General features: G+C 71.8%; 22 protein-coding genes. 8 read left to right on the top strand and 14 right to left on the bottom strand.

Translation table 11 applies throughout. From position 1 onward, the window contains the following. Window positions 1-36 precede the first annotated feature (36 nt). On the bottom strand, window positions 37-408 hold the full coding sequence (locus tag AB0I66_RS12080; RefSeq protein ID WP_363207642.1) for a hypothetical protein: 372 nt from the start codon (window positions 406-408) through the stop codon (window positions 37-39). A gap of 203 nt (window positions 409-611) precedes the next feature. After that, window positions 612-2,048 (bottom strand): DHA2 family efflux MFS transporter permease subunit, encoded by a 1,437-nt coding sequence (locus AB0I66_RS12075; RefSeq protein WP_363207641.1) that lies wholly within the window; start codon window positions 2,046-2,048, stop codon window positions 612-614. A gap of 167 nt (window positions 2,049-2,215) precedes the next feature. Here AB0I66_RS12075 and AB0I66_RS12070 point away from each other — a divergent pair, with 167 nt between their 5' ends. After that, on the top strand, window positions 2,216-2,872 hold the full coding sequence (locus AB0I66_RS12070; protein WP_363207640.1) for a TetR/AcrR family transcriptional regulator: 657 nt from the start codon (window positions 2,216-2,218) through the stop codon (window positions 2,870-2,872). A 120-nt stretch (window positions 2,873-2,992) separates the two neighbouring features. Next, window positions 2,993-4,009, top strand: coding sequence for an alpha/beta fold hydrolase (locus AB0I66_RS12065; protein WP_363207639.1), 1,017 nt, complete (start codon window positions 2,993-2,995; stop codon window positions 4,007-4,009). On the opposite strand, the gene AB0I66_RS12060 is transcribed toward AB0I66_RS12065, so the two are convergent. From AB0I66_RS12060 to AB0I66_RS12025, 8 genes are all read right to left on the bottom strand, one after another. Beyond that, window positions 4,006-5,718 carry a serine/threonine-protein kinase gene (locus AB0I66_RS12060; RefSeq protein ID WP_363207638.1) on the bottom strand — a complete coding sequence of 571 codons (1,713 nt, stop codon included), beginning with the start codon at window positions 5,716-5,718 and terminating at the stop codon, window positions 4,006-4,008. The genes AB0I66_RS12065 and AB0I66_RS12060 overlap by 4 nt on opposite strands. 111 nt (window positions 5,719-5,829) lie before the next feature. Beyond that, a complete protein-coding gene (pcaD, locus tag AB0I66_RS12055; RefSeq protein WP_363207637.1) occupies window positions 5,830-6,942 on the bottom strand; it encodes a 3-oxoadipate enol-lactonase in 1,113 nt (370 codons plus the stop codon). After that, window positions 6,939-8,549: a lyase family protein gene (locus AB0I66_RS12050; RefSeq protein WP_363207636.1), complete on the bottom strand. Its 1,611-nt coding sequence runs from the start codon at window positions 8,547-8,549 to the stop codon at window positions 6,939-6,941. Before AB0I66_RS12050 ends, pcaD begins: the two co-directional genes overlap by 4 nt. After that, window positions 8,546-9,100 (bottom strand): protocatechuate 3,4-dioxygenase subunit alpha, encoded by a 555-nt coding sequence (pcaG, locus tag AB0I66_RS12045; protein ID WP_363207635.1) that lies wholly within the window; start codon window positions 9,098-9,100, stop codon window positions 8,546-8,548. The genes AB0I66_RS12050 and pcaG overlap by 4 nt, the downstream gene beginning before the upstream one ends. Further along, window positions 9,100-9,870 carry a protocatechuate 3,4-dioxygenase subunit beta gene (gene pcaH, locus AB0I66_RS12040; protein WP_363207634.1) on the bottom strand — a complete coding sequence of 257 codons (771 nt, stop codon included), beginning with the start codon at window positions 9,868-9,870 and terminating at the stop codon, window positions 9,100-9,102. The genes pcaG and pcaH overlap by 1 nt, the downstream gene beginning before the upstream one ends. A 62-nt stretch (window positions 9,871-9,932) precedes the next feature. Continuing rightward, window positions 9,933-11,135, bottom strand: coding sequence for a thiolase family protein (locus AB0I66_RS12035; RefSeq protein ID WP_363207889.1), 1,203 nt, complete (start codon window positions 11,133-11,135; stop codon window positions 9,933-9,935). A gap of 2 nt (window positions 11,136-11,137) precedes the next feature. Next, window positions 11,138-11,809 (bottom strand): CoA transferase subunit B, encoded by a 672-nt coding sequence (locus tag AB0I66_RS12030; RefSeq protein WP_363207633.1) that lies wholly within the window; start codon window positions 11,807-11,809, stop codon window positions 11,138-11,140. After that, window positions 11,809-12,591: a CoA transferase subunit A gene (locus AB0I66_RS12025; protein WP_363207632.1), complete on the bottom strand. Its 783-nt coding sequence runs from the start codon at window positions 12,589-12,591 to the stop codon at window positions 11,809-11,811. Before AB0I66_RS12025 ends, AB0I66_RS12030 begins: the two co-directional genes overlap by 1 nt. Window positions 12,592-12,782: 191 nt before the next feature. Between AB0I66_RS12025 and AB0I66_RS12020 the strand changes: the two genes are divergently transcribed. Then, the gene (locus tag AB0I66_RS12020) at window positions 12,783-13,250 is read left to right on the top strand and encodes a MarR family transcriptional regulator (protein WP_363207631.1); all 468 of its coding nucleotides are present in this window, start codon (window positions 12,783-12,785) and stop codon (window positions 13,248-13,250) included. Between the two features lies 1 nt (window position 13,251). Here the strand turns inward: AB0I66_RS12020 and AB0I66_RS12015 are convergent, their stop codons facing one another. Continuing rightward, on the bottom strand, window positions 13,252-14,193 hold the full coding sequence (locus AB0I66_RS12015; RefSeq protein ID WP_363207630.1) for a DUF3048 domain-containing protein: 942 nt from the start codon (window positions 14,191-14,193) through the stop codon (window positions 13,252-13,254). 38 nt (window positions 14,194-14,231) lie between these two features. Then, complete coding sequence (locus tag AB0I66_RS12010; RefSeq protein WP_363207629.1) at window positions 14,232-16,025, bottom strand: FAD-dependent oxidoreductase; 1,794 nt, start codon at window positions 16,023-16,025, stop codon at window positions 14,232-14,234. A 424-nt stretch (window positions 16,026-16,449) separates the two neighbouring features. On the opposite strand from AB0I66_RS12010, the gene AB0I66_RS12005 reads away from it, so the two are divergent. From AB0I66_RS12005 to AB0I66_RS11990, 4 genes are read left to right on the top strand one after another with little or no spacing between them, the layout of a single operon-like run. After that, a complete protein-coding gene (locus AB0I66_RS12005) occupies window positions 16,450-17,514 on the top strand; it encodes an ABC transporter substrate-binding protein (RefSeq protein WP_363207628.1) in 1,065 nt (354 codons plus the stop codon). Further along, a complete protein-coding gene (locus AB0I66_RS12000; RefSeq protein WP_363207627.1) occupies window positions 17,511-18,365 on the top strand; it encodes an ABC transporter permease in 855 nt (284 codons plus the stop codon). Before AB0I66_RS12005 ends, AB0I66_RS12000 begins: the two co-directional genes overlap by 4 nt. After that, on the top strand, window positions 18,341-19,105 hold the full coding sequence (locus AB0I66_RS11995; protein ID WP_363207626.1) for an ABC transporter ATP-binding protein: 765 nt from the start codon (window positions 18,341-18,343) through the stop codon (window positions 19,103-19,105). Before AB0I66_RS12000 ends, AB0I66_RS11995 begins: the two co-directional genes overlap by 25 nt. After that, window positions 19,102-20,424, top strand: coding sequence for an LLM class flavin-dependent oxidoreductase (locus tag AB0I66_RS11990; protein WP_363207625.1), 1,323 nt, complete (start codon window positions 19,102-19,104; stop codon window positions 20,422-20,424). Before AB0I66_RS11995 ends, AB0I66_RS11990 begins: the two co-directional genes overlap by 4 nt. 4 nt (window positions 20,425-20,428) lie before the next feature. Here the strand turns inward: AB0I66_RS11990 and AB0I66_RS11985 are convergent, their stop codons facing one another. After that, window positions 20,429-21,490, bottom strand: a complete 1,062-nt coding sequence (locus AB0I66_RS11985; protein WP_363207624.1) for an ATP-dependent DNA ligase — start codon at window positions 21,488-21,490, stop codon at window positions 20,429-20,431. A gap of 73 nt (window positions 21,491-21,563) precedes the next feature. Here AB0I66_RS11985 and ligD point away from each other — a divergent pair, with 73 nt between their 5' ends. Beyond that, on the top strand, window positions 21,564-22,577 hold the full coding sequence (ligD, locus tag AB0I66_RS11980) for a non-homologous end-joining DNA ligase (RefSeq protein WP_363207623.1): 1,014 nt from the start codon (window positions 21,564-21,566) through the stop codon (window positions 22,575-22,577). A 4-nt stretch (window positions 22,578-22,581) separates the two neighbouring features. Here ligD and AB0I66_RS11975 read toward each other — a convergent pair whose 3' ends face one another. Next, window positions 22,582-24,672 carry a HEAT repeat domain-containing protein gene (locus AB0I66_RS11975; protein WP_363207622.1) on the bottom strand — a complete coding sequence of 697 codons (2,091 nt, stop codon included), beginning with the start codon at window positions 24,670-24,672 and terminating at the stop codon, window positions 22,582-22,584.

Raw genomic sequence — 24,672 nt, 5'->3', positions numbered from 1 at the left:
GGGAGCCTGGCGGCATGGCCGTGCCGGAGGACCCGATCAGCAGCGGAAGACCTGGAGGAGGGCCGGCAGTTCGCGGCCCGCGGGTTTCGTCCCGGGGTGGGTGACGGCAATGGCGCGGCACGCGCGCATGCCGTCGTCCGCGGTCGTGCGCGGATGGGCGTGCAGCTGCGGAGCCGTGTCGGGGGTGAGGTCACGGCAGTGCGCACGCCCGCGCGCCGGGAAACGCTCGGATTTCTCGGGGTGCGTGTCCTCGCCGCACTGGGCGTACGGCGCCGTGGCCGGTGGCGTACGCGATTCCGCGGCGGACGCGTGTGCGTTGACTCCGTGCGCGAAGAACTGGACGATCACCAGGACGACGGCGACCAGCGCCACGGACAGCATCCGCCTGCGCACCCCGGCTCCCGTCACAGTGGCAAAGTCCTCACGTGGCCGCGTAACTCCCATGGTCACCAAGTAACTTAACCGTCGAAACAGTCACCGGAGTGATCGCACGGTGACGTGGCGCGACAGCCACCCTTCGATCAGATGTGCGTGACACGGCTGCGCGGGCGGGGGTAGGGGCAAGGCGAGGCCGGGCGGGGCATGGGGGCCCCGCCCGGCGCGGGCTGGTGTCAGTGCACGTGCGGCCCGCCGGTCAACCGCGGCTTCCCGCGCGGCACGAGGACGAACGTGGCGGCGGCGCTGACCGCCGCGGCCACGGCGCACACCACGAACGCGTCCGCGAAGCCACCTTGCGTCCCGCCGTCGATCCCCGCCGCGGCGACCGTCGACATCACGGCCACGCCGATGGATCCGCCCACCTCGTGGCAGGTGTTGACCACACCGGACGCGACGCCCGCCTCCTCGTGGGCGATGAACCCCAGCGCCGTGGTGGTGGCGGCGACGAACACCGAACCGAGCCCCAGAGCGGCGACGGACATGCCCGGGGCGACACGCGCCCACGCGCTGCCGTCGGTCCCCGCGCCTGCGAGCAGAGCGGTGCCGAGCCCCGCCAGCGCGAGCCCCGCGGCCGCCGTGGGCCGCGCTCCCCACTGGCCCACGAACCGCCCGCCGAGATGCGCGCCGACCCCCGTGGCGACGGCCACCGGCAGGAACAGCACCCCGGTCCGCAGGGCGCTGTGGCCGCGTACCTCCTGGAGGAACACCGACCCCAGGAAGAACAGCGAGATCAGCAGCGCCGTCGCGACCAGCATCAGATACGAGCCGGCGACGACCGGTCGCCGCCGCAGGACGGCCGGATCGATCAGCGGTGAACGCTGCGCACGCTCGACGGCGGCGAACGCTCCGTAGGCCACGATCGAGGCGGCCACCGGCACCAGCGTCCGGGCGTCCGACCAGCCCGTGCCGCCCGCCGCCACGAGGCCGTAGATGAGCGAGCCCGTGCCGGCGGTGACCAGCAGCGCGCCGGGAATGTCGAGTCGGGCGGGCCGGGGCGCGCGGGCGGGGACGACGGCGGGCAGGGCGAGGAGCAGGGCCGCGCCGATGGGGACGTTGACGTAGAAGATCCACTCCCAGCCGGGGCCGTCGGTCAGGACGCCGCCGAGCAGGACGCCGATCGCCGCGCCCGCACCGCCGATCGCCGACCACACGCCGAGCGCGCGATGACGGTCGCGTCCCCCGAAGGTCGTGGTGACGATGGCCAGGGCGGCGGGGGAGAGCAGCGCGGCGCCGACGCCCTGCGCGGTCCGGCCCGCGAGGAGGGTCGCCGGGCCCGACGCCAGGCCGGTCAGCAAGGAGGCGGCGGTGAACAGGGCGAGGCCGCAGAGGAGGGTACGGCGCGCCCCGAGGACGTCCGCGAGCCGCCCACCGAGCAGCATCAGGCCGCCGAAACAGAGCGTGTACGTCGTGACGACCCAGGTCAGCGCGGTGCGGCCGAGGTCGAGGTCGGCGGCCATGCTCGGCAGTGCGACGTTCACGACCGTCACGTCGAGCACCAGCATGAACTGGGCGACACACAACAGCGCGAGCGCTGCCCACGGGCGTGAGCCGGTGGGAGGTGGCGCGGCCGTGTGGGGCGCGGCGGCCGGGGTCGGGTGGGAATGCGTCATGGCAGGTCCTTGGGCATAGAGGGGCCGATTAGAGGGGCCGATAGAGGGGCCGGGGGAAGGGCTGGGGTCAGAGAGAAGCGGGCGCGCAGTCCTGCCGCATATGAACTGTACTGGCTAGTTCACATGAACTCAACTGTTCAGTTCAGTTCGCTGGTAAAGTGCGGCGTATGCGTACTGAGGGAAGCGGCGAGGCAAGGAGCGGGGGCCCCACGGGCCCGCGCGCCGAGCGCAAGCGCGAGGCGATCGTCCGAGCGGCCCGCACGCTGTTCCTGCGGGAGGGCTTCGGCGTCGGCATGGACGCCATCGCGGCCGAGGCGGGCGTCTCCAAGGTGACCGTCTACAACCACTTCGGGAACAAGGAGGCGCTGTTCGTCGCGGTGATCGCGGGCGCGCTCGACGAACCCCTCGACGCCTCGTCGTCCGTCGCCGCGCTCGACGGCCTCACCGAGGCGGACGACCTGCGCGAGGCGTTCCTGAACGTGGCCCGCTCCTGGGTCGACGTCGTCCGCAACGACCAGGAGATGAACGCGCTGCGCCACCTCGTGGCCCGGGAGATCCACCGCTTCCCCTCCCTCGGCGAGGCCTGGGGAGCGCGCGGCCCGGAAGGTCATCACCCCGCCATCGCGGGCGCGTTGCGCGAACTCGCCGAGCGGGGGCGGCTCTCCGTCCCCGACCTGGAGACGGCGGTCCTCCAGCTCTACTCCCTGCTGGTCTTCCCGCACCTGGTCTTCGGCTCGTACGGAACGGACATCAGCGAGGACCTGACGGAGCGTCTGATCGTTGCAGGAATCGACATGTTCCTCGGGTTCTACGCCACCGCTTAGCGTCGCGTGGCGAGTTGGTGTCACGTGGCGAGTTGGCGTCACGTGGCGAAGCGCCCGAATTGCGCCACCCGAAATCATCGCGAAACCACCCCGCCCCGCCGCCCGCCTACACTCCGGCCCATGGCGCGGATCCTGCCCTTCCAGCCCAGGCGGCTCCCCACCGGCGACGAGAGCGGGCCCGCCCTGCGGTTCCGCACCGTGCACGGCTACCGGCGCGCGTACCGCGTCGCGGGCGACGGACCGGCGATCCTGCTGATCCACGGCATCGGCGACTCGTCCGCGACATGGGCCCCGCTGATCCCCCGACTGGCCCGTACCCACACCGTCATCGCCCCCGATCTGCTCGGCCACGGCGCGTCCGAGAAGCCCCGGGCCGACTACTCGGTGGCCGCGTACGCCAACGGGGTCCGCGACCTGCTCGGCGTGCTCGGTGTCGAGCGGGTCACCCTCGTCGGGCACTCGTTCGGCGGCGGGGTCGCGATGCAGTTCGCCTACCAGTTCCCCGAGCGCGTCGACCGGCTCGTCCTGGTGAGCACCGGAGGCGTCGGCCCGCAGGTCACCCCCGTGTTGCGGGGCGTCTCACTGCCCGGCGCCGCACTGCTGCTCTCCCTGCTCGGGCTGCCCGGCGCCGGTCTGCCGGTGCGGGCCACCGTCGCGCTGCTGCGGCTGCTCGACACCGGGCTCGGGCAGGACGCGCCGGAGCTGGTGGGTCTGGTCGACGCGCTGCCCGACGTGTGGGCGCGGGCCGCGTTCATCCGCACGCTGCGGTCGGTCGTCGACTGGCGGGGTCAAGTGGTCACGATGCTGGACCGCTGCTACCTCGCCCAGGGCATGCCCACCCTCATCGTCTGGGGCGACCGGGACGGCGTCCTTCCGGTCGACCACGCGTACACCGCGCACGAGGCGATGCCCGGCAGCCGCCTCGAAATCTTCCCGGGGGCCGGGCACTTCCCCTTTCACGCCGATCCGGTGCGCTTCCTCGCGCTCGTCGAGGAGTTCATCGGGGCGACGGAACCGGCCAGTTGGAGCATCGACCAGTGGTGGCGGCTGCTGCGGGCGGGGCGGCCGGGCGACGAGGCGTACGTCGACGCGATCGAACGGCGGTATCGCGAGGCGAGCGAGCGAAGCGCCACCTAGGGGGACTGACTCGCTCGCCGCCAGACCGTCATGTCCGCGGTCATGAAGCTGAACCCGTCGTTCGGGAGCGCGGTCGACTTCACCTGGACCACAAGGAGGGCGATGTCCCCGGAGGGGTTCTTCACGCAGATCTCGCTGCCGGCCGCCACCGCGGCCAGCGGGAGGTCGTGGCTGTCGGCGCCCGTGAGGGCGAGGCGGCACGATGCGAGTGTGGCGCCCGGCTTGCTGTAGAGGAGGGAGATCACGCTCTTGTCGCTCTGCAGCGAACAACGGTCCTGCCCGCAGACGAAGCGCAGGTCGCCCTTGCGGTCCTTGCGGCGGGTGGGCTCCCTGAGGCTCACGGAGTTCTTCTCGTCGAACCATTCCTGCGGATACGCGGCGGGGCGTGGCGCAGTGGGCGCGGTCGCGGAGGACTTCGAGGAGGGGCGCTTACCGTCCGACGAGCCGTCGTTCTCGTCACCGGCCTCGGCGTTCTCGCCGGTCACCGATCTCTTGCCGTCCCCGGAACCCGAGCCCGATCCGGATGTGGAGCCCGACGCGGACCCCGACGACCGGCCGGTCGCCTCCGAACCCGTCGCATCCGAACCGGACTTCGAGTACGTGTCACGGACGCGCAGGCCCATCGCGTCCGTGACCGCCCACGTCAGCCCGAGCACCAGCAGCGCGCAGCCCGTCACCACGGCCGCGATGAGCGCGTTGCGTCTTCGGCCGGCCCGCCGCTCGTCGAGACCCGTCGGCCGGGTCGTCGGCGGCGGCTGAGGCGGGGCGAACAGCGGCAGCGTGTGCACCCGGGTGGGGTGGGGTACCGGCGCGGGGACCGTGACCTCGGGCCCCATGACGTCCCGCCAGACGGCCAGGCCCGCTCCCCCGTCGGTGTCCCGGCCAAGACGCTGACGGCACCACTCGACGATCTCCGCCGGGGTGGCCCGGTCCGCCGGGTCGGCGGCCAGGCACTTGGCGAAGAGCGGACGCAACTGCGCGGGCAGCCGGGAGAGGTCGGGCTCCGAGTGCACGATCCGGTACAGCACGCTCACCGAGGGGCCGTCCCCGTACAGAGGCTCGCCCAGTGCCGCGAACGCCGCGGTCTGGCCCAGCGCGAAGACGTCAGTCGCCGCCGTGACCTCACCCACGGACGCCTGCTCGGGAGCCATGAACGGGGGCGTGCCCGCGGCGGTACCCGTGGCCGTGTATGCCGTGGTGGCGCTGGAGGTCAGCGAGATGCCGAAGTCGATCACGCGGGGTCCGTCTGCGGCAAGGAGCACGTTCGACGGCTTCAGGTCACGGTGCACGATGCCGGCGCCGTGGATGGCCTGCAGCGCCTCGGCGATCCCCGCCATCAGCCACAGCAGCGCGGGTACCGGCAGCGGACCGCTGCGGGCGACGGCCTCCGTCAGGGAGGGGCCGGGTACGTACACGGTGGCGAGCCAGGGCGGTGTGCCGTCCGCGTCGGCGTCGATCAGCTCGGCCGTGTAGGCGCCCCGGACCCGCTGGGCCGCCTTGATCTCCCGGCCGAAGCGCCGCCGGAAGGCCGGGTCGTCGGCCAGCTCGGGACGTACCACCTTGATCGCGACGGGGCGGCCGCCCTGCGTGTGCGACAGATAGACCCGGCCCATGCCACCGGCGCCGAGCCTGGCCGCGAGCCGGTAACCGGCCACCATCGGCGGATCCTCCGCCTGCAGCGGCTGAAACACCTCAGTCGCGTCGTTCATCGCCTCTTGCCCCCGGTTCCCCTGAGCCCCTGAGCCCCTGCTCCTCTGATCCCCCTGATCAGCAGCAGCCTAAAGGGTCGGCCCGAGACCGTTGACTCCTCTACTACTTCGCTACTCCTCGGAGAGGACCCGCTGTGCTACTGCGAACGCCGCGTTGGCCGCGGGCACACCGCAGTAGACCGCCGTCTGGAGCAGCACCGCGCCGATCTCCTCGGGAGTGAGGCCGATGCGGCGGGCCGCCCGGATGTGCATGGCCAGCTCGTCGTGGTGTCCGTGCGCGACCAGGGCCGTCATGGTGATCATGCTGCGTTCGCGGCGGGGGAGGGTGGGGTCGGTCCAGATCTCGCCCCAGGCATAGCGGGAGATGAAGTCCTGGAAGCGGGCCGTGAAGGGGGTGGTGTTGCCCTGCGCGCGGTCCACGTGCGCGTCGCCGAGCACGGCCCGCCGGACCGCCATGCCGCTCGCGGCCGCCCCCGTCAGGTGCGTGCGCAGCGCCGCGACCACGGCCTCCGGGCGCTCCGCGGGCGCCAGATGGGAGGCGCCCGCCAGCTCCGTGAGGGAGGCGCCCGGCACGGCGTCGGCGATCTCGCGTGCGTGGGCGGGCGGCGTCGCGGGGTCCTCGCGGCCGGCGACGACGAGCGTGGGCGCGGTGATCGACTCCAGTGCGTCCCTGATGTCGTACGCCGCCAGCGCGTCGCAGCAGGCGGCGTACGCGTCGGGGTCGGTGGTCCGGTGGTCGTCCACCAGGCGGGGGACGGTGAAGCCGGGGGTGAACCAGCGCTCCGGGGCGCTCTGTGCCAGCGAGGCGAGTCCTTCGCGGCGAACGAGCGCCGCGCGTTCCTCCCAGCGGGCGCTGCCGCCGAAGTGTGCCGACGAGCAGATCACGGCGAGGCTCTCGACGCGCTCCGGGTGGTGTGCGGCCAGGTGCAGGCCGACAGCGCCGCCGAGGGAGACGCCCGCGTACGCGAAGCGGTCGATGCCGAGGGAGTCGGCGAGCGTGAGGACGAGCGCCGCCAGTTCGGCGACGGTCGCTCCCGGGCCGATCAGGTCGGCGGGGGATTTGCCGTGGCCGGGCAGGTCCCAGCGAATGACCCGGTGGGTGGTGGAGAGTTCGGGCGCCACGGCGTCCCACAGGGCGGTGGAGGTGCCGACGGACGAGCCGAGGACGAGGGGTGGTGCGGTCGGGGCGCCCTCGGTGGTGTGGTGCGGCAGCTTGCCGGTCATCGTCGCTCCAGGGCTCGGTCGGTGAGGGCTCCGGCGGAGCCGGTGTAACGGGCGGGGTCGGTGAGTTCGGTGAGGTCCACGGCGGCAAGGCCGGGCTCGTCGGCGAGTACCTCCGCGAGGGTCTTGCCCTCGTCGCGGGTACGACGGGCCGCCGAGGTGAGCAGCTCCTTCGCGCGGGCCCGGCCCAGGAGAGGGGTCAGCTCCGCGGTGAGCCGTTCGGAGACGATCAACCCGTGGGTGAGACCGAGGTGTTCGCGCATCGCCTCCGGGTGGACCCGGAGGTTCTCGGCGAGCTCCGCCGCGTGGTGGCTCGCGCCGCCCACCGTGCGCAGGAGGTCGCGCAGGGTCTCCCACTCCGCGTGCCAGGCCCCCGCCGGGCGTTCGTCCTCGGCGGCCATCGACGCGTGCAGCGTCGCGGCCAGGGCGGGGGCGCGGCGGGCGGCGGCCGCGACGAGGGTGGAACGCACGGGGTTCGCCTTGTGCGGCATGGCGGATGAACCCCCGCCCGCACCTTCGGAGACCTCGGCGAGCTCCGTGCGGCTGAGCGTGAGGACATCCACGGCCGCCTTGCCCAACGCCCCGGCGACAAAGGCGAGCACTCCGGCGAGATCGGCCACCGGGGTACGGAGGGTGTGCCAGGGCAGAACGGGTTCGGCCAGCCGAAGCTCCCGGGCGTAGCCGGCGACGAGCTTGTCGGCGAGGCTGCTTTCCGCCGGGGGAGAGTCGTCGGGGGACACATTGGCCGGGGCCGTGTGGGGCGGACATGCGTCGGTCGAGGAGGCGCCGACCGGGGTGGCCAGGTGCGTGTCGGCCGAGGGCGAGTTGGGCGGGGAAGTCTCGGCTGGGACGGCCGACGAGTGGTCCGGGGACGCGCCCCCCGAAGACGCCCCCGCGGAAACTCCGGCCGAACCCGCCCCCGAAGGCGTCTCCGAAGACGCCCCCGCCGAAGCCACAGCCGAGCCCGCCCGCGCCGCGCCCCCGCTCTCCGCGTACGCCCCGAAAGCCGCCAACGTCCCCGCCGCCCCGCCCAGTTGTGCCGGGAGCGTGTCGCGCAGCGAACGTACTCTGTCTCGTGCGTCCAGGGTCAGTGAGCGCCAGCCCGCGGCCTTGAGGCCGAACGTCGTGGGGACCGCGTGTTGGGTCAAGGTGCGGCCCGGAAGCACTGTGTCCCGGTGTTCCGCCGCGAGGCGGGCCAGTGCCGCCTCCGTGCGGGTCAGGTCCGCCAGGATCAGGTCGAGCGTGCGCCGCGCGACCAGCATCATCGCGGTGTCCATGATGTCCTGGCTCGTCGCCCCCCGGTGGACGTACGGCGCGGCTTCCGCCGGCACCGCCGCCGTCAGGTCCGCGACCAGCGGGATCACCGGATTGCCGCCGGACCGCGCGCGGAGCGCGATGTCGCGTACGTCGAAACGGTCGGCGCGAGCCGCCGCGCCGACGGCCGCAGCCGCGTCCGCCGGGGCCAGGCCCGCCTCGGCCTGCGCCCGCGTCAGCGCTGCCTCCGCGTCCAGCATCGCCTGCAGAAAGGCGGAGTCGTCCGTCGCGGCCTCGGCCGGGGAGCCCGCTCGCCCGGGGGCGAGCAGGCCGACGTCGGTACCTTCATCACTCACTGGAACTCCAGGAACACCGTTTCGCCCTCGCCCTGAAGGCGGATGTCGAAACGGTACGTGTGGCTCGCCTCGGCGCGGGCGATCAGCGTCGTGCGCCGCGCCGGATCGAGGGAGCCGAGAAGCGGGTCGCCCGGCTCGTCGACCAGGTAGGCGCGCGTGTAGAGGTGGTGGAGCAGGCCGCGCGCGAAGACCGCGATCGCGATGTACGAGGTGCCGCCCGGCGGGAGCGTACGGATCGTCCAGTGCCCGTCCGCGTCGGTCGGGACGCGGCCGAACCCGGTGAACGCGACGCCGTCACGGCCGATGACCTCGCCGGTGACCGGGTCGTGCCGCAGCGATCCCGGCGCGCCCGTGCGGGAGCCGTCGGGCGCGGGCTGCCAGGTCTCGATGAGGGCGTCCGGGACGGGGTTCCCCGCACCGTCGTACACGTGCCCGTGCAGGGTGATCGTGTCCGGGTGACCGGTCGGCGCGACCTCGCCGCCCCGCGGGAAGGGCAGCGCGTAGCCGTAGAAGGGGCCGACCGTCTGGGAGGGAGTCGGAGCGTACGACATCAGTGGTTCTCGCCTTCCTCGAAGAGCGTCGCGGACGGGCCGTCGAGCACGATGTCCCAGCGGTAGCCCAGCGACCACTCGGGGGCGGAGAGATCGTGGTCGTAGGCGGAGACCAAGCGTTGTCGCGCAGACTCGTCGGTGACCGAGCGCAGGACCGGGTCGTAGGGGAACAGCGGGTCGCCCGGGAAGTACATCTGCGTCACCAGGCGCTGAGTGAACGCGGTGCCGAAGAGCGAGAAGTGGATGTGCGCGGGGCGCCACGCGTTGACGTGGTTGCGCCACGGGTACGCGCCCGGCTTGATCGTCGTGAAGGAGTACGTTCCTTCGTCGTCGGTCAGGCAGCGGCCGAAGCCCGTGAAGTTCGGGTCGAGCGGAGCCGGGTGCTGGTCCAGCTGGTGGGCGTAGCGGCCGGACGCGTTGGCCTGCCACAGCTCGACCAACTGGCCGCGTACGGGACGCCCTTCGCGGTCCAGGACACGGCCGGACACGGTGATCCGCTCGCCGAGCGGCTCGCCATGGTGTTGGCGCGTGAGGTCGCGGTCGAGCGCGGTGATGTCGGTGACGCCGAACGCGGGGCCGCTCAGCTCCACCGCCTCCGGGTCACGCAGCGGGACCAGCGGCTGCTTGGGGTGGCGGAAGTGGCTGCTGCGGTACGGGGGATAGTCACGCGGCGGGTGGTCGCAGGGCGCGGCAACGGACTGCGCCTTATCGACCTCGGTGTCTATCTCCCGCTGGCTCAGCCCGTCGGGCAGGGGTTCGGTGAGGGTCATGTCTCTCGGCTCCGTGAGAACGGCGTGCTGTGGAGTAGGGGAATCGCGGAATGGGGCCGCGGTCAGCGTTCGAGGACCAGGGCCATGCCCTGGCCGACGCCGATGCAGAGGGTGGCGACGCCGGTGCCCGAGCCGCGCCGGGCGAGTTGGTGGGCGACGGTCCCCGCGAGTCGCGCGCCGGAAGCGCCGAGCGGATGGCCGAGCGCGATCGCGCCGCCGAGCGGGTTCAGGACGGCGGGGTCGAGGTCGGGCCATTCGGCCGCGCACCCCAACACCTGTGCCGCGAAAGCCTCGTTCAGCTCCAGCGTGCTCAGATCGCCGAAGGACCTGCCCGCCTTGCCGAGGGCGCGGTTGACGGCCTCGACCGGCGCGAGACCGAAGTAGTGCGGGTCGGTCGCGGACACGGCGGACGCCGACACACGGGCCAGCGGCTCGCGGCCCGTCGCCCGCAGGCCCTCCTCGTCGACCAGGAGCAGTGCTGCCGCGCCGTCGTTGAGGGGTGAGGCATTGCCGGGTGTGACGGTTCCGTCCGGGGTGCGGAAGGACGGTTTCAGCTTGGCCATGGCCTCCAGAGAGGCGTCGGCGCGTACGCACTCGTCACGTTCGAAGAGGACGGGCTCCCCTTTGCGGCGCGGGATGGAGACGGGGGCGATCTCGACGTCGAACAGGGCCTTCTGCTGTGCTGCGGAGGCCTTCTGATGGCTGCTCAGGGCATACGCGTCCTGCTGCTCGCGCGTGATCCCGTGCTTGTCCGCGATGAGTTCGGCGCTCTCGCCGAGCGGGATCGTCCACTGCGGCTCCATCTTCGGGTTGACCATGCGCCAGCCCAGCGTGGTGGAGTACAGCTCGGTGTGCCCGGCGGGAAAGGGGCCGTCGCTCTTCGGCAGGACGTAGGGGGCGCGGGTCATCGACTCGACCCCGCCGGCCAGGGCGATGGAGACGTCGCCGAGCGCGATGGCCCGCGCTGCCTGGATGACGGCTTCGAGCCCGGAGGCGCAGAGCCGGTTGACGGTCACGCCCGGCACCGTCACGGGGAGACCGGCGAGCAGGGCGGCCATGCGGCCGACGTTGCGGTTCTCCTCGCCCGCGCCGTTCGCGTTGCCGAAGTAGACGTCGCCGATGCGGGCCGGGTCCAAGTCCGGCGTACGGGCGAGGAGTTCGCGGATCGCGTGCGCGCCGAGATCGTCCGGGCGGACTCCGGCCAGCGCGCCGTTGTACTTGCCGACGGGGGTGCGTACGGCGTCGACGATGTAGACGTCGCGCAGGCTCATGACGGGGTTCCTCCGGAGTTGTCAGCACAGAGGGCTTCGGGGAAGCGGACCTTGGCCGCGGTCTTGGCGGCGATCTCCTCGGGAGTGACGCCGGGCGCCGACTCGACCAGTTCCAGACCGGTTTCGGTGACGTCCAGGACGCCGAGATCGGTGATGATCCGGTTCACGCAGCCCTTGCCGGTCAGCGGCAGCACGCACTCCTGAAGGATCTTGGGGGAGCCGTCCTTGGCGGTGTGCGTCATCGCCACGATCACCGTGCGGGCGCCGTGCACCAGGTCCATCGCGCCGCCGATCCCCGTGATCATCTTGCCGGGGATCGCCCAGTTGGCCAGGTCTCCGCGCGCGGAGACCTGCATGGCGCCGAGCACGGCGACATCGATGTGACCGCCGCGGATCATCCCGAAGGAGAGGGCCGAGTCGAAGTAGGAGGCCCCGGGGCGGACGGTGACCGTCTCCTTGCCCGCGTTGATCAGGTCCGGGTCCACCTCGGCGTCGGTGGGGTAGCGGCCCACGCCGAGGATGCCGTTCTCCGACTCCAGGACGACCTCGACGCCCTCGGGGAGGTAGTTGGGGATCAGCGTGGGCAGGCCGATGCCCAGGTTCACGTACTGCCCGTCGCGCAGCTCGCGTGCGGCGCGTGCGGCCATCTGTTCTCGCGTCCATGCCATCAGCCGCTCACCGTTCCTCGGGCCTGCGGCGCGGAGACCGTACGCCGCTCGATCTGCTTGTCGGCGGCCTGCTCGGGGGTGAGCTCGACGACCCGCTGGACGTAGATCCCCGGCAGGTGCACGGCGTCGGGGTCGATCTCGCCCGGCTCCACCAGCTCCTCCACCTCGGCGACGGTGATCCGTCCGGCCATCGCGGCCAGGGGGTTGAAGTTGCGGGTGGACTTGTTGAACACGAGGTTCCCGTGCCGGTCGCCCTTGGCGGCCCGCACCAGGGCGAAGTCGGTCCGGATGCCGCGCTCCAGGACGTACTCACGCCCGTCGAACTCCCGCACCTCCTTGGCCGGCGAGGCGAGCGCCACCCCGCCCGAGCCGTCGTAGCGCCACGGGAGTCCGCCGTCGGCGACCTGTGTGCCCACCCCGGCCGGCGTGTAGAACGCCGGAATGCCGCAGCCTCCCGCGCGCAGCCGCTCGGCGAGCGTGCCCTGCGGGATCATCTCCACCTCCAGCTCGCCGCCCAGATACTGGCGGGCGAACTCTTTGTTCGCGCCGATGTACGACCCGGTCACCCGCGCGATCCGGCCCGCAGAGAGCAGGACGGCAAGGCCCGACTCCATCGCCCCGCAGTTGTTGGACACCACCCGCAGGCCCGATACACCGGCCTCGTACAGCGCCGCGATCAGCACGCCGGGCACACCGCTCAGCCCGAACCCGCCGACCGCCAGGGACGCACCGTCCCCCACATCGGCCACCGCGTCGGCGGCCGAGGCCACCACCTTGTCCATCTGTCGAGCCCCATCTCTTCCAGGCCTTCGATGCCCCGCCCATTAATCAGGGCACTGACTATTTCCACGAGGTCCGGCTTACGCTGCCACTCGTTCCGTGGGCCGTCAAGAGCGAGTAGTGTTCAGTGCACCTACATAAGTGCACCTACATAAATCGCAGGCCGAACAGGCACAAGACAGTGGAGGAACTCATGGCCGCGGTGGACCTGACCACCCACCCCGGGCACCTGGCCCGGCGTCTGCAGCAGGCGCACTACCTGCTGTGGAACACGATGGTCTCCGAGGAGATCACCTCGCCGCAGTTCGCCGTCCTGAACGCGCTCGTCGCCGAGCCCGGCCTCGACCAGCGCACCGTCGGCGAGCGGGTCGGCCTCGACCGCTCGACCATCGCGGAGGTCATCAGCCGCCTGATCCGCCGCGAACTGCTCGACAAGGTCCGCGATCCGCAGGACGGCCGCCGGTATTTGCTGCACCTCACCGACGAGGGCAAGCGCACACACCGCAAGCTGACGGTGCGGACGGCCCGCATGAACCAGGTCTTCCTCGGACCGCTCTCCGCGGCCGAGCAGACGGTGTTCTTCGACCTCATCCAGCGGGTCTCGGACGCGGCGGAGGGCCTGCGCAACCCCACTGAGCCGGTCGCGGCCCACCAGGGCTGAATCACGCCTTCGCGTACACCACCCACACCTGCCCCTTCGCGAACGGCAGCGGTTCGCCGTCGGCCGCCGTCGTGAATTCCGTGCCGTCCTGCGGGAGCGGCCGCTCCCAGCGCGCCTCGTAGGCACGGCCGTCCCGCAGGACCCGCGCCTTGCCGGACCCGACGGTCTCGGTGAACGGCGTGTTGTTGCCCCCGCGGTCGTGGAACCGCGACTCGCGCACCTTCACGTACTGCACGACGACCGTCGACGCGCCGAGCGTCTTGCCGTCGGCCGTACGGGCCCGCGTGCCGTCCATGGAGACCAGCCAGCGCTTCTGTTCGGCGGCCCAGGTGAAGGTGAACCGCGCCGCCGGGAAGCGGACGGTGCGCTCACGCTCCGGTGTGCCGCCCTTGGGGCGCGGGCCGAAGCTGAAGCCCGTGCTCTCCAGGCCTCCGTCGCCCGGATCGGCGTCCAGGGCTTTCGGGCGTACGAAGAGGTTGTGCGGGGCCGGCTTGTCGCCGCTCCGGAAGTAGGCGTCGCCCGGCGCCTTGCCGGGCGACAGCTGCCGCAGGGGAGCCGACGAGATCAGCGGCAGGAGCTTCGACTGCGCCCCGGAGAACACGAGCGCCGGGTCGTCGAACTGCCGCAGCAGCTCCAGGTCCGTCTCCCGCGCGCTGCGCACCGGTCCGACGACCGGCGGCAGCCGGCCCGCGTACACCGCCATCAGGCGGCTCAGACCGGCCTCGACCTGCTCCGCGTACACGACGTCCGCCTTGTCCAGGCCCGTCTGCGGCCGGGCCGGACCCACGTTGTCGATCTTCACGGCGAGCACGCGCCCGCCGCCGGCGTCCTTCCCGTCGCCCTCGCCGGTCCGGCTCAGGGTGCAGCCGGGTGCCAGGGCCAGGGCGGCGACGGCCGCCACCGCCGCCACCTGCGTGCGTCGTGTCCGTGTCCGCGTTCCCATACGGGTGTCCTACCCCGTACGCCCCTGCTTTCCCGCTCTCAGCCCAGATCGAGGGCGTTGCGCAGACCGAGCCGGTAGCGGGTGCGGTCGTGGCGCTTGAGCAGCTCGATCGCGGGAGCGCGGTACAGGGGGGTCACCGTGCAGCGCTCGGCATCCGAACCGACCCTCTCCAGGACGGCGTTCACCGCCTGGCGTGCCGAGGTGTTGGCGCCCTCCATCGTCGCGAGGTCGATCGGCACGGCCACGTAGTCGCCCGCCAGGCAGAGGTTGGGGATCTTCGTCGCCGCCGACGGGCGGTTGTGCAGGGTGCCGACCGGGTGGATGAGCAGCTCGTCCTCGTTGGTCGGGTTCGGCGTCCCGATGCCGTCGACACCGGGGTCGAGGAACCACGAGTGCAGCTTGCTGTCGCTGAGGACCACTTTGCCGGTGTCGTTGAGGGCGGCCTTGAGCTGTGCCCACACCTCCTTGGCGACCTCGTCGCGTGTGCACTGCTTGGCGGTCTTGCCGTAGAGGACCCCTGGCTTGTCCCACTCGGAGATGTCCACGGAGAGGCACTCGACCGCCACCCCGTCCCCGTAGTCCGCCGCGAAGTCACGGTCCGGCCAGTGGCCCGCCTGGGCGATGCCCGTGAGCGACCAGGGCGTGTCGATGCAGTTGAAGTGACCCCTGACAGTGGGCGGACGCTCCGTCAGATAGAACTGGATGCCCGTCATCCAGTCCGTCTCCAGTTTGTCGCAGCGAGCCAACTGCGGGTCGGCCGCCTTCAGTTCCGTGCTCCACGTCTTGCGCGCGTGCTCCACCGGCATGGCCTGGATGTAATGGTCGGCGGTGATGTCGCGGCGTACGCCGTCGGGGTCCTCGACGACGGCCTTGGTGACGCGGCCGCCCGCGAAGCCCAACTGGCGCACGCTCCAGCCGATCCGGAACTCCACGCCGAGCGACTTCAGATGGGCCACCCAGGGATCGATCCACGCCTCGTTCGTCGGCGCGTTCAGGAGACGGTCCGGCGGGCCGTCCGCGCCCTGGCCGAGCGCGTTGAGGACGAAGGCCTCGCCGAGTGTGCCGACGGTGCGGGTGCTGGCCTCCTCGGCCTTGGTGGCGACGATGTTGCGGGTGACGCCGATCGCGAGGATGCGCTGGTAGTCCTTCGACATCCGCGCGGCGCGCGTGAACTCCCACCAGGGCGTCGACTCCCACGTGCTGTCACGGCGTTCGTCGCAGCTCGTGAGGAAGACCAGGGCACGGTTCACGAAGTACGCGACCTCGTGCGCGGGCAGGTTGAAGGCGGTGTCGAGGAGCGCGGTGAGCGCGCGTGCGATGTCGTCCAGGGTGAGCCTCTCCGGCTCGCTGCCCGGCCACGGGATCGGCATGCGGATGTCCTCGCGTCCGGTGCGCGCGAACGACATCTCGCGCGGCGCCGCGAGGTTGTCCCAGACGCCGTTCGCGTTCCCGGGGAAGGGGATGCGGCGCATCGTGTCCGGGAGGTTGTGGTAGATCCCCGGGATGAAACGGAACCCGTGTTCGCCCGGCAGCGGCTTCCGGTTGCCCTTCGCGCTGTCCGGTACGTCCATGCTGCGGGCCTTGCCGCCGAGTGCCCTGCGCTCATAGACCGTGACGGCGAAGCCGCGCTCGGACAGCTCGTGCGCGGCGGTCAGTCCTGCGACGCCGCCGCCGAGGACGGCCACGGAGATCTTCGCCGGATCCGCCCGCGGGGCACGGTCCGCGGCCGCCGCCGGAAGCGCACCCGCGCCGAGCGCCGCCACTCCGCCCGCCGCGGCCGCCCCCGCGACGAACGTCCGCCTCGTGCTGCCCGCGACTCCCGAATACCCCATGCGTCGGCCCCCTTACCGTAAGTAACTCCCGTGTCAGGCGCAGGAGCATACGGTCGGCGCTCATGGGGTGGAAGCGGCGCGGGGCCGAGGGCGCGCACATTGGCGCGATCGCGTTCCGGCCGCTTACCCCGCAAGGCTTCGGCGAGGGCGGCGCGGGGCGGTATGACGTGCGTATGACCGGAGTACGAAGGCTGCGTTTCCGGAAAGCCGGGGCAGGCGCGATGACTTGACCCTCTCTTGATGGCGTGGCTAGTTTCGACGCCATGCGAATATCCCGGCGGTTCAAGCAGCGGCGCGCTGTTGATCTGATGCGCGTGGCCACCGCTCTGTGTAGCTGACCTCCGAAACGCTTCGTGATGAGCCGCGGGGAAATTCCCCGGCGGTCTTCCCTTGCCGTGTAGGTCCGCACTCCGGGAAAGAATTCATGCCCACACACATACGGGCGGCGCTCGGCGCTGCCCTTCTCGTCCCCTTGCTCCTGGCCGGTTGCGCAGACAACGCCACGTCCACCACGACCGTGGACGCCAAGCAGGTCTCCGCCAAGATTCCCGCGAAGCTGGATCCGGACACCACCCTCACCATCGGGGCGCCGGACACCCAGGTCGCCCTGAAACTCTCCGGACAGCTCGACAAGCTGCCCTTCAAGGTGAAATGGGCCAACATCAGCGGCGGCCCCCAGTGCTCCGAGGCATTCCGGGCGCATTCCCTCGACGTGTGCTCGGCGGCGGAAATTCCATCCATCCACGCCCATTGGACGGGACTCGACACGAAATTGGTCGCCGCGAAATACCGGAAGGAACCGCTCAAGCACCCCGTGTACGAACTCGGCATCGCACCCGGCGCCGACATCGAAACGCTGAAGGACCTGCGCGGCAAGAAGATCGCCTACAGCCCCGGTCAGGCGCAGGGCGCCCTCGTCCTGCGCATCCTCGCCAAGGCCGGGCTCGCCAAGGACGACGTGGAGCTCGTCGAGCTGCCGAGCACCGGCGACGTCTACCCCTCCGCCCTCGGCAACGGCCAGGTCGACGCGGCACCGCTCGGCGGGGTCAACATCAAGCGCTACCCGGCGAAGTACGGCAAGGACGGCGCGAAGACGATCCAGCACGGCCTGCGGGACGACCCCGGACATCTGTGGGTGCCGACCGAGTCGGTGCAGGACCCCCAGAAGGCCGCGGCCATAAGGGAGTTCGTGAAGGCCTGGGCGCGCGCCGCCGAGTGGGCCGACAAGCACCCCGACGAGTGGATCGCCGGCTACTACGTCAAGGATCAGGGCCTGACCCGCGCGGACGGCGAGTACCTGGTCAAGGGGATCGGCCATCCCGACATCCCGGCCGACTGGACCACGGCCATCGCACGCCAGCAGAAGACCGTCGACCTGCTCGCCAAGGAGACCGGCAAGGAGACCTTCGACGCGGAGGTCCTCTTCGACCGGCGGTACGAATCGGTCGCCGCGGACGCCGTCAAGTCCGGTGCGGGGGAGGAATCATGAGTGCAGAGGCGCCTGTTCTGACCAAGGCCGTCACCCACCCCGAGCCCGTGGTCCGCGTCCGCCGCAAGCCGCGGCGCCGCAGGCTCGGCCCCGGCAGGCCCGTCCCGTACGGCTGGGCGATCGGCCCCCTGCTGCTGCTCGCGCTCTGGTCGGTGGGGTCGGCCGCCGGGTTCATCGACGCCCGCAACCTCTCCGCGCCCTGGACCGTGGTGAGCACCGCCGGTGATCTGATCGCCGAGGGGCGGCTCCAGTCGAACCTCGCCACTTCCGCCCAACGCGCTGCCCTGGGACTGCTGTTCGGCACCGCCGCCGGGCTCGCCCTGGCGATCACCGCCGGGCTCAGCAGGATCGGCGAGGGCATCATCGACGGCCCCGTACAGATCAAGCGGGCCATCCCCTCGCTCGCGCTGATCCCGCTGCTCATCCTCTGGTTCGGCATCGGCGAGTCGATGAAGGTCATCACCATCGCGCTCGGCGTGTTCGTGCCCGTCTACATCCACACCCACAACGGCCTGCGGACGATCGACGGCCGTTACGCCGAACTCGCCGAGACCGTGGGCCTGTCACGGACCGGGTTCGTCCGGCACGTCGTCCTGCCGGGAGCGCTGCCGGGTTTCCTGCTCGGCATGCGGTTCGCGGTGACCGCGGCCTGGCTCTCGCTCGTCGTGGTCGAGCAGGTCAACGCGACGAGCGGCATCGGCTACATGATGGAGCTCGCCCGCACCTACGGACAGACCGACATCATCATCGTCGGCCTCGTCGTGTACGGCCTCCTCGGTCTCGTCTCGGACGCACTCGTACGGCTCGTGGAGAGGAAGGCGCTGTCATGGCGACGCACACTGGCGGGCTGACGGTCCGGATCGAGAACCTCGTCCGGTCGTTCGGCGACCGGAAGATCCTGGACGGACTCGAACTCCGCATCGAGGCGGGGGAGTTCGTGGCACTCCTGGGCCGCAGCGGCTCCGGGAAATCCACGCTGCTCCGGGCGCTCGCGGGACTCGACCACGAGGTCGAGGGAAGCGGCGACCTCGCGGCTCCCGGTGATGTCTCGGTGGTCTTCCAGGACGCACGGCTGCTGCCGTGGAAACGGGTCCTGGACAACGTCGCCCTCGGCCTGACGGGCGCCGGGGCACGGGACCAGGCCCGAGCGGCCCTCGCCGAGGTGGGTCTGGCGGGCCGGGAGGATGCCTGGCCCGCGGACCTGTCCGGCGGCGAACAACAGCGGGTCTCGCTGGCCCGCTCGTTGGTCCGCGAACCCCAACTCCTGCTCGCGGACGAGCCGTTCGGCGCCCTGGACGCGCTCACACGCATCCGGATGCACGCCTTGCTGCGACGGCTCTGCGAGGCACACCGCCCCGCCGTGCTCCTGGTCACCCATGACGTCGACGAGGCGATCGCACTCGCCGACCGGGTGGTCGTCCTGGACGCGGGGCGCATCGCGGCCGACGTACGCGTGGAGCTTCCCGCGCCGCGCGGACAGGGCAACCCGCAGTACGCGGCGCTGCGGGGGCGGCTGCTGCGACAGCTGGGGGTTGACCCTGCCGAGGGCGACCCCGAGCGTGCCCCGAAGGAGAAGGCGGCCGCCGCATGAGCCCCCGTGAGCTGCACCTCAACCTCTTCGTCTACCCCGGCGGGCACCACGAGGCCGCCTGGCGGCACCACGCGTCCGACCCCGCGCGCATCCTGGACATCGACTTCTACCAGGACCTCGCACGGCGCGCGGAGGCCGCCACCTTCGACGGGATCTTCTTCGCCGACGGCCCGGCGCTCGCCGACAACGTCCGCTACGCGAGCCGCTTCCGCCTGGAGCCCTTCACCTGGCTGTCCGCGATCGCCGCCGTCACCTCGCGGATCGGCCTCATCGCGACCGCGTCCACCACCTACAGCGAGCCCTACAACCTGGCCCGCCTCTTCGCCTCGCTCGACCACCTCAGCCGGGGGCGCGCCGGCTGGAACATCGTCACCACCGGAGCCCCGCAGGCCGCCCTGAACTTCGGGCTCGACGCGCATCCCGTGCACGCCGAACGGTACGACAGGGCACGGGAGTTCCTCGACGTCGTCACCAAGCTCTGGGACAGCTGGGAGGACGACGCGCTCGTCGCCGATCAGAAGACCGGGCTCTTCGCGGACACCGACCGCATCCACGCCATCGACCACGAGGGGCCGCGCCTGAAGGTCCGCGGCCCCCTCAACACGCCGCGCACCCCGCAGGGCCGCCCCGTCTACGTACAGGCGGGATCGTCGGAGGACGGCCGCGCCTTCGCCGCACGGTACGCGGAGGCGGTGTTCACCGCGCACCAGACCCTCCGCAACGGCCAGGACTTCTACGCCGACCTCAAGAAGCGGGCCGCCGGGCTCGGGCGCGACCCCGGCAAGGTGCTCGTCCTGCCCGGCATCAGCCCCTTCATCGGCTCCACGGAGACCGAGGCACGTGCCCTGCACGACGAGTACAACGAACTCACCCAGCCCGAGTACTCGTTGCAGCTCCTGCACCGGATGCTGGGGCTGCGCCTGACCGCCGAGCAACTGGACGGTCCCGTGCCGCGCGAGCTCATCGAGACCGGCGGCGAACGCGGCAACGGCAGCCGCTTCCAGGTCATCCTCGACATCATCGACCGCGAACAGCCCACCGTACGAGGCCTGTTGCACCGTCTGGCCGGGGCCCGCGGGCACCGCGTCATCGCGGGCACACCGGAGCAGGTGGCCGACCAGATCCAGGAGTGGTTCGAGCAGGGTGCGGCCGACGGCTTCAACGTCATGCCGCCGGGGCTGCCCGGCGGCTTCGACCTCTTCGCGGACGAGGTCGTGCCGATCCTGCGGGCCCGCGGCCTGTTCCGCACCGCCTACACGGGCACGACCCTGCGCGACCACTACGGCCTCGCACGCCCGGACAGCCAGTACGCCGCGTGACCCGCTAGCGCAGCACATCCGCCAGGTCGTACCGGACCGGCTCCTCCAGCTGGGCGAACGTACAGCTGTCAGGGGTACGGTCCGGTCGCCAGGTGCGAAAGCGCGCGGTGTGCCGGAAGCGCTGCCCGTTCTCCATGTGGTCGTACGCCACCTCGCAGACGCGCTCGGGGCGCAGCGGCACCCACGAGAGGTCCTTCTTGCCCGTCCAGCGGCTCGGCGCGCCCGGCATCCGGGACGTCTCGTGCGCGGACTCGTCCCCCCAGGCGGCCCAGGGGTGGTCCGCGGCCGACTCAAGACGCAGCGGTTCGAGCTCGTCGATCAGCTCCGCGCGCCGCCGCATGGAGAACGCGGCGCAGACGCCGACGTGCTGGAGGGTGCCCGAGTCGTCGTGCAGGCCGAGGAGGATCGAGCCGACGATGGGGCCGCTCTTGTGGAAGCGGTAGCCGGCGACCACGCAGTCCGCCGTGCGCTCATGCTTGATCTTGAACATGAGGCGTTCGTTCTGCCGGTAGCGCAGGTCGAGCGGCTTGGCGATGACTCCGTCGAGGCCCGCGCCCTCGTACTGCTCGAACCACTCCTGGGCCAGCTCCGGGTCCATGGTCGCGGGCGCGACGTGCACGGGGGCGCTCACGCCCTCCAGGGCCTCGGTGAGGCGGGTGCGGCGGTCGGTGAGGGGCGTGTCGAGGAGGCTCTCGTCGTCCGCCGCCAGGAGGTCGAAGGCCACGAAGGACGCCGGGGTCCGCTCGGCGAGCGTGCGCACCCGGGACGCGGCCGGGTGGATGCGTTCGGTGAGCGCGTCGAAGTCGAGGTGGCCGTCCCGGGCGATCACGATCTCGCCGTCCAGGACACAGCGGTCGGGCAGCCGGTCGAGCAGGGCCTCGGCCAGCTCGGGGAAGTAGCGGGTCAGCGGCTTGCCCGTACGGCTGCCGATCTCCAGGTCGGCGCCGTCCCGGAAGACGATCGCGCGGAAGCCGTCCCACTTGGCCTCGTACTGCATGCCTGGCGGGATCCTCGCCACGGGTTTGGCGAGCATGGGCTTGACGGGGGGCATCACCGGCAGATCCATGCTCCGATTCTGGGCCCATACGCCGCTTTGTGCCCGGTATGCGACTTATCTCCGTTGCGCCTAGCGTGGCGGCATGGGTGGTAAAGCGGTGGAGCTCGACGCGGGCGGGCGTACGGTGCGGCTCTCCAGTCCGGACAAGGTCGTCTTTCCGGAGCGGGGCTTCACCAAGCTGGACGTCGCCCGCTACTTCATCGCGGTCGGCGACGGGATCGTACGCGCCCTGCGGGACCGCCCCACGACGCTCCAGCGCTTCCCGGACGGGGTCGCCGGCGAGTTCTTCTACCAGAAACGCATCCCGAAGAACCACCCCGACTGGATCCCCACGGCCGTCATCGCCTTCCCCAGCGGCCGCACCGCCGAGGAGATGTGCCCCACGGAAGTGGGCGCGGTCGTCTGGGCCGCCCAGTTCAACACGCTGACCTTCCACCCCTGGCCGGTGCGGCGCGGCGACACCGACCACCCCGACGAGCTCCGCATCGACCTGGACCCGCAGCCCGGCACGGACTACGCCGACGCGGTCCGCGCCGCGCACGAGCTCCGCGCGGTCCTGGACGAGTACGGCCTCCGGGGCTGGCCCAAGACCTCCGGCGGGCGCGGCCTGCACGTCTTCGTGCCGATCGAACCGCGGTGGGACTTCACCGGGGTGCGCCGTGCCGTGATCGCCTGTGGCCGGGAGCTGGAGCGCCGCATGCCGGACCAGGTCACCACCGCGTGGTGGAAGGAGGAGCGCGGGGAGAAGATCTTCGTCGACTACAACCAGGCCGCCCGCGACCGCACCATCGCCTCCGCCTACTCGGTGCGCCCCCGGCCGAACGCCCCCGTGTCGGCGCCGCTGCGCTGGGACGAGATCGACGACGCGGTGCCCGAGGACTTCGACATCGGCACGATGCCCGAGCGGTTCGCCGAGGTCGGCGACGTGCACGCGGACATGGAGCAACACGCCTTCACCCTGGACGCGCTCCTCGAACTCGCGGCCAAGGACGAGCGGGAGCACGGCCGCGGCGACCTGCCCTATCCGCCGGAGTACCCGAAGATGCCGGGCGAGCCCAAGCGTGTCCAGCCGAGCCGGGCGAAGCACGAGGAGTAGCGGCCTAGGGCTTCAGCGCGGCCACCAGGCTCCGGCAGTCGCGCAGCAAGGCCTCGTCGCTCGCGACGTCGTAGCGCATGTTGCCCTCCGCCCCGTAGTTGTCGTGTCGCCGTGTCGACGCGAGTTCGCGGTGGAGCAGGGGGAGTGCCGGGGCTGCCGCCGGGCCCATCTCCTTGAGGCATGCGGCTGTCGCGGGGCGGGAGCGGGGAGTCGTTGTCCACTGGTCGATGAGCACCGGCAGGACCTCCGACGCGTCCGCCCGTATGTGCCAGAGGGCGATCGCGGTCTCCGCCCGGAGGTACTCGCTCTCCGCCATCAGCTCCCGCAGGCGGGGGACGAGCGGTGCCGCCGCGGGGCCGAGCCTGCCGGCGATGCGCACCGCCCCGGTCCGGGCGAACGACCCGTCCGACGCGAGGGCGTCGCGCAGCACGGGCAGGACGTCCTCTGCCGCGCCGGTCACCGACCAGAGGGCGTCCGCGGCATCCAGGCGGTGCGGATCGCTCTTGGACGCGTCGGACGCCACCTGTCGAAGCCGTGGCGCCGCCTGCGCCGCCGCGCTGCCGTACCGGCCGACGGCTGCGAACGCCGCGCCGCGGTGGTCCCCGTGCAGGGTGGCCATGAGCAGAGGCAGCGACGCGGTGGGCGTGAGGACCCCGAGGGCGCTGATCAGCCTGGACCGGGACTCCCCGCGCCGGACGCGGCCCGGTTCGGCCAGGCGCTGGTGCAGGACGGGTGCGAGGCGGGCCCCGGCCGCCGGACCGATCGCCTCGACCCAGCGGTCCAGGTACTCCGGCACGTACCCGTCGCTCTCGAGGACCGCCGCCAGATACGGCACCGCCCGCGCGTCCCCCTGGAGAGCCAGCGCCTTGAGGGCGCGCCCGAACAGTGACTCGTCCCAGTCGGCGGGCTCCCAGTCGTCCTCCCACTCGACCAGGCACACCTCCAGGACGTCCGCCACCCTATGGGCGACCGGGTGCACCCACGCCAGTTCGTTCAGCGCGTTACGCGACAACGTCTCGTCGTGCTCGATCAGTTGGCGGGCGAGCAGCACCACCGCCAGGTCGTTCGGCGCGCGCCAGCCCGTCAGGAGGAGTCCGCACTCCTTGACCGCGGCCAGGCGCTGTCCCCGGTCCGAGGTCTGCAACTGCGCGTGGAGCAGCCCGAACCGCTCCTCCGTCCGGTCGTCCAGGGCGATGTGCAGATCCCTGAGCAGATCGTCGGCCAGGTGCGCGTCGATGCTCGCCCGGTGGGCGGCCTCCAGGTCGCGCAGGTAGGACAGCATCGTGTCCGTCCGCGGCCTCTCCGGAGTGTTCTCCTCGTCCTCCGCCGCCGCGGGCCCTTCCTCGTGCGCGATCCGCATCACCTTGACGGCGATGTCCACGGTGTCCTCGGGAAGCAGATCCGGTGCGCACCTCGCCAGTTGGGCCAGCACGGTCAGCCGCAGCTCCGGATCCCCGGCGCCCGCGGCGAGAACCTCCGAGAGAAGCCGGCCAGCCTCGGTCCGCAGCTCCGCGTGGCGCACACCGAGCACGCCGACCGCCATCGCCAGGGAACGTACGGCCTCGCCGTCCCGCTCCAGCGGAAGGCGGTCGCGCAGGGCCGTGAAAACGCGTGCGGGGTCGGGGTGCAGGTGGGCCAGGGCGCCCGGGGCAGCCGCGCGCAACTCCGGGTCGGCGTCGGTGAGATGGTCCAGGAAGTCGTCGGCCCGGCCCCGGATCAGCGCCGCGGCGTCGACGAAGTTCGCCACCCACGCCGCGTCCTCCTCCTCGTCCTCGAAGAGCCCGCCGATCTCGTTCGGGTCCGGCTCCGTCTCGCCCGCGATGCCGCGCAGCAGACCGACGATCGCGCCCCGGTCACGGACCGAGGCGTCGGCAAGGAGGTCGAAGAGGAAGGGGACGCAGGCCACCGTCGAGTCGTACACATCGCCCTGGTGGTGCACCGCCCCGTACATCCCGTCCAGCGCCGTGTCACGCTCGGCCGGGTCGGCGGAGGCGAGCCCGCGCAGCAGATCCGGCACGTCTGACGCGTCGCCGTACGCGTGGTTCATCGACGCCCAGTCGACGTCCTCGATCCCCGTGAGTGTTCCTGCGGTCAT

This window comes from Streptomyces sp. NPDC050439, assembly GCF_040655335.1.
In the GTDB taxonomy this organism is placed as follows: domain Bacteria; phylum Actinomycetota; class Actinomycetes; order Streptomycetales; family Streptomycetaceae; genus Streptomyces.
This window is presented reverse-complemented; position numbering and strand designations above follow the sequence as displayed.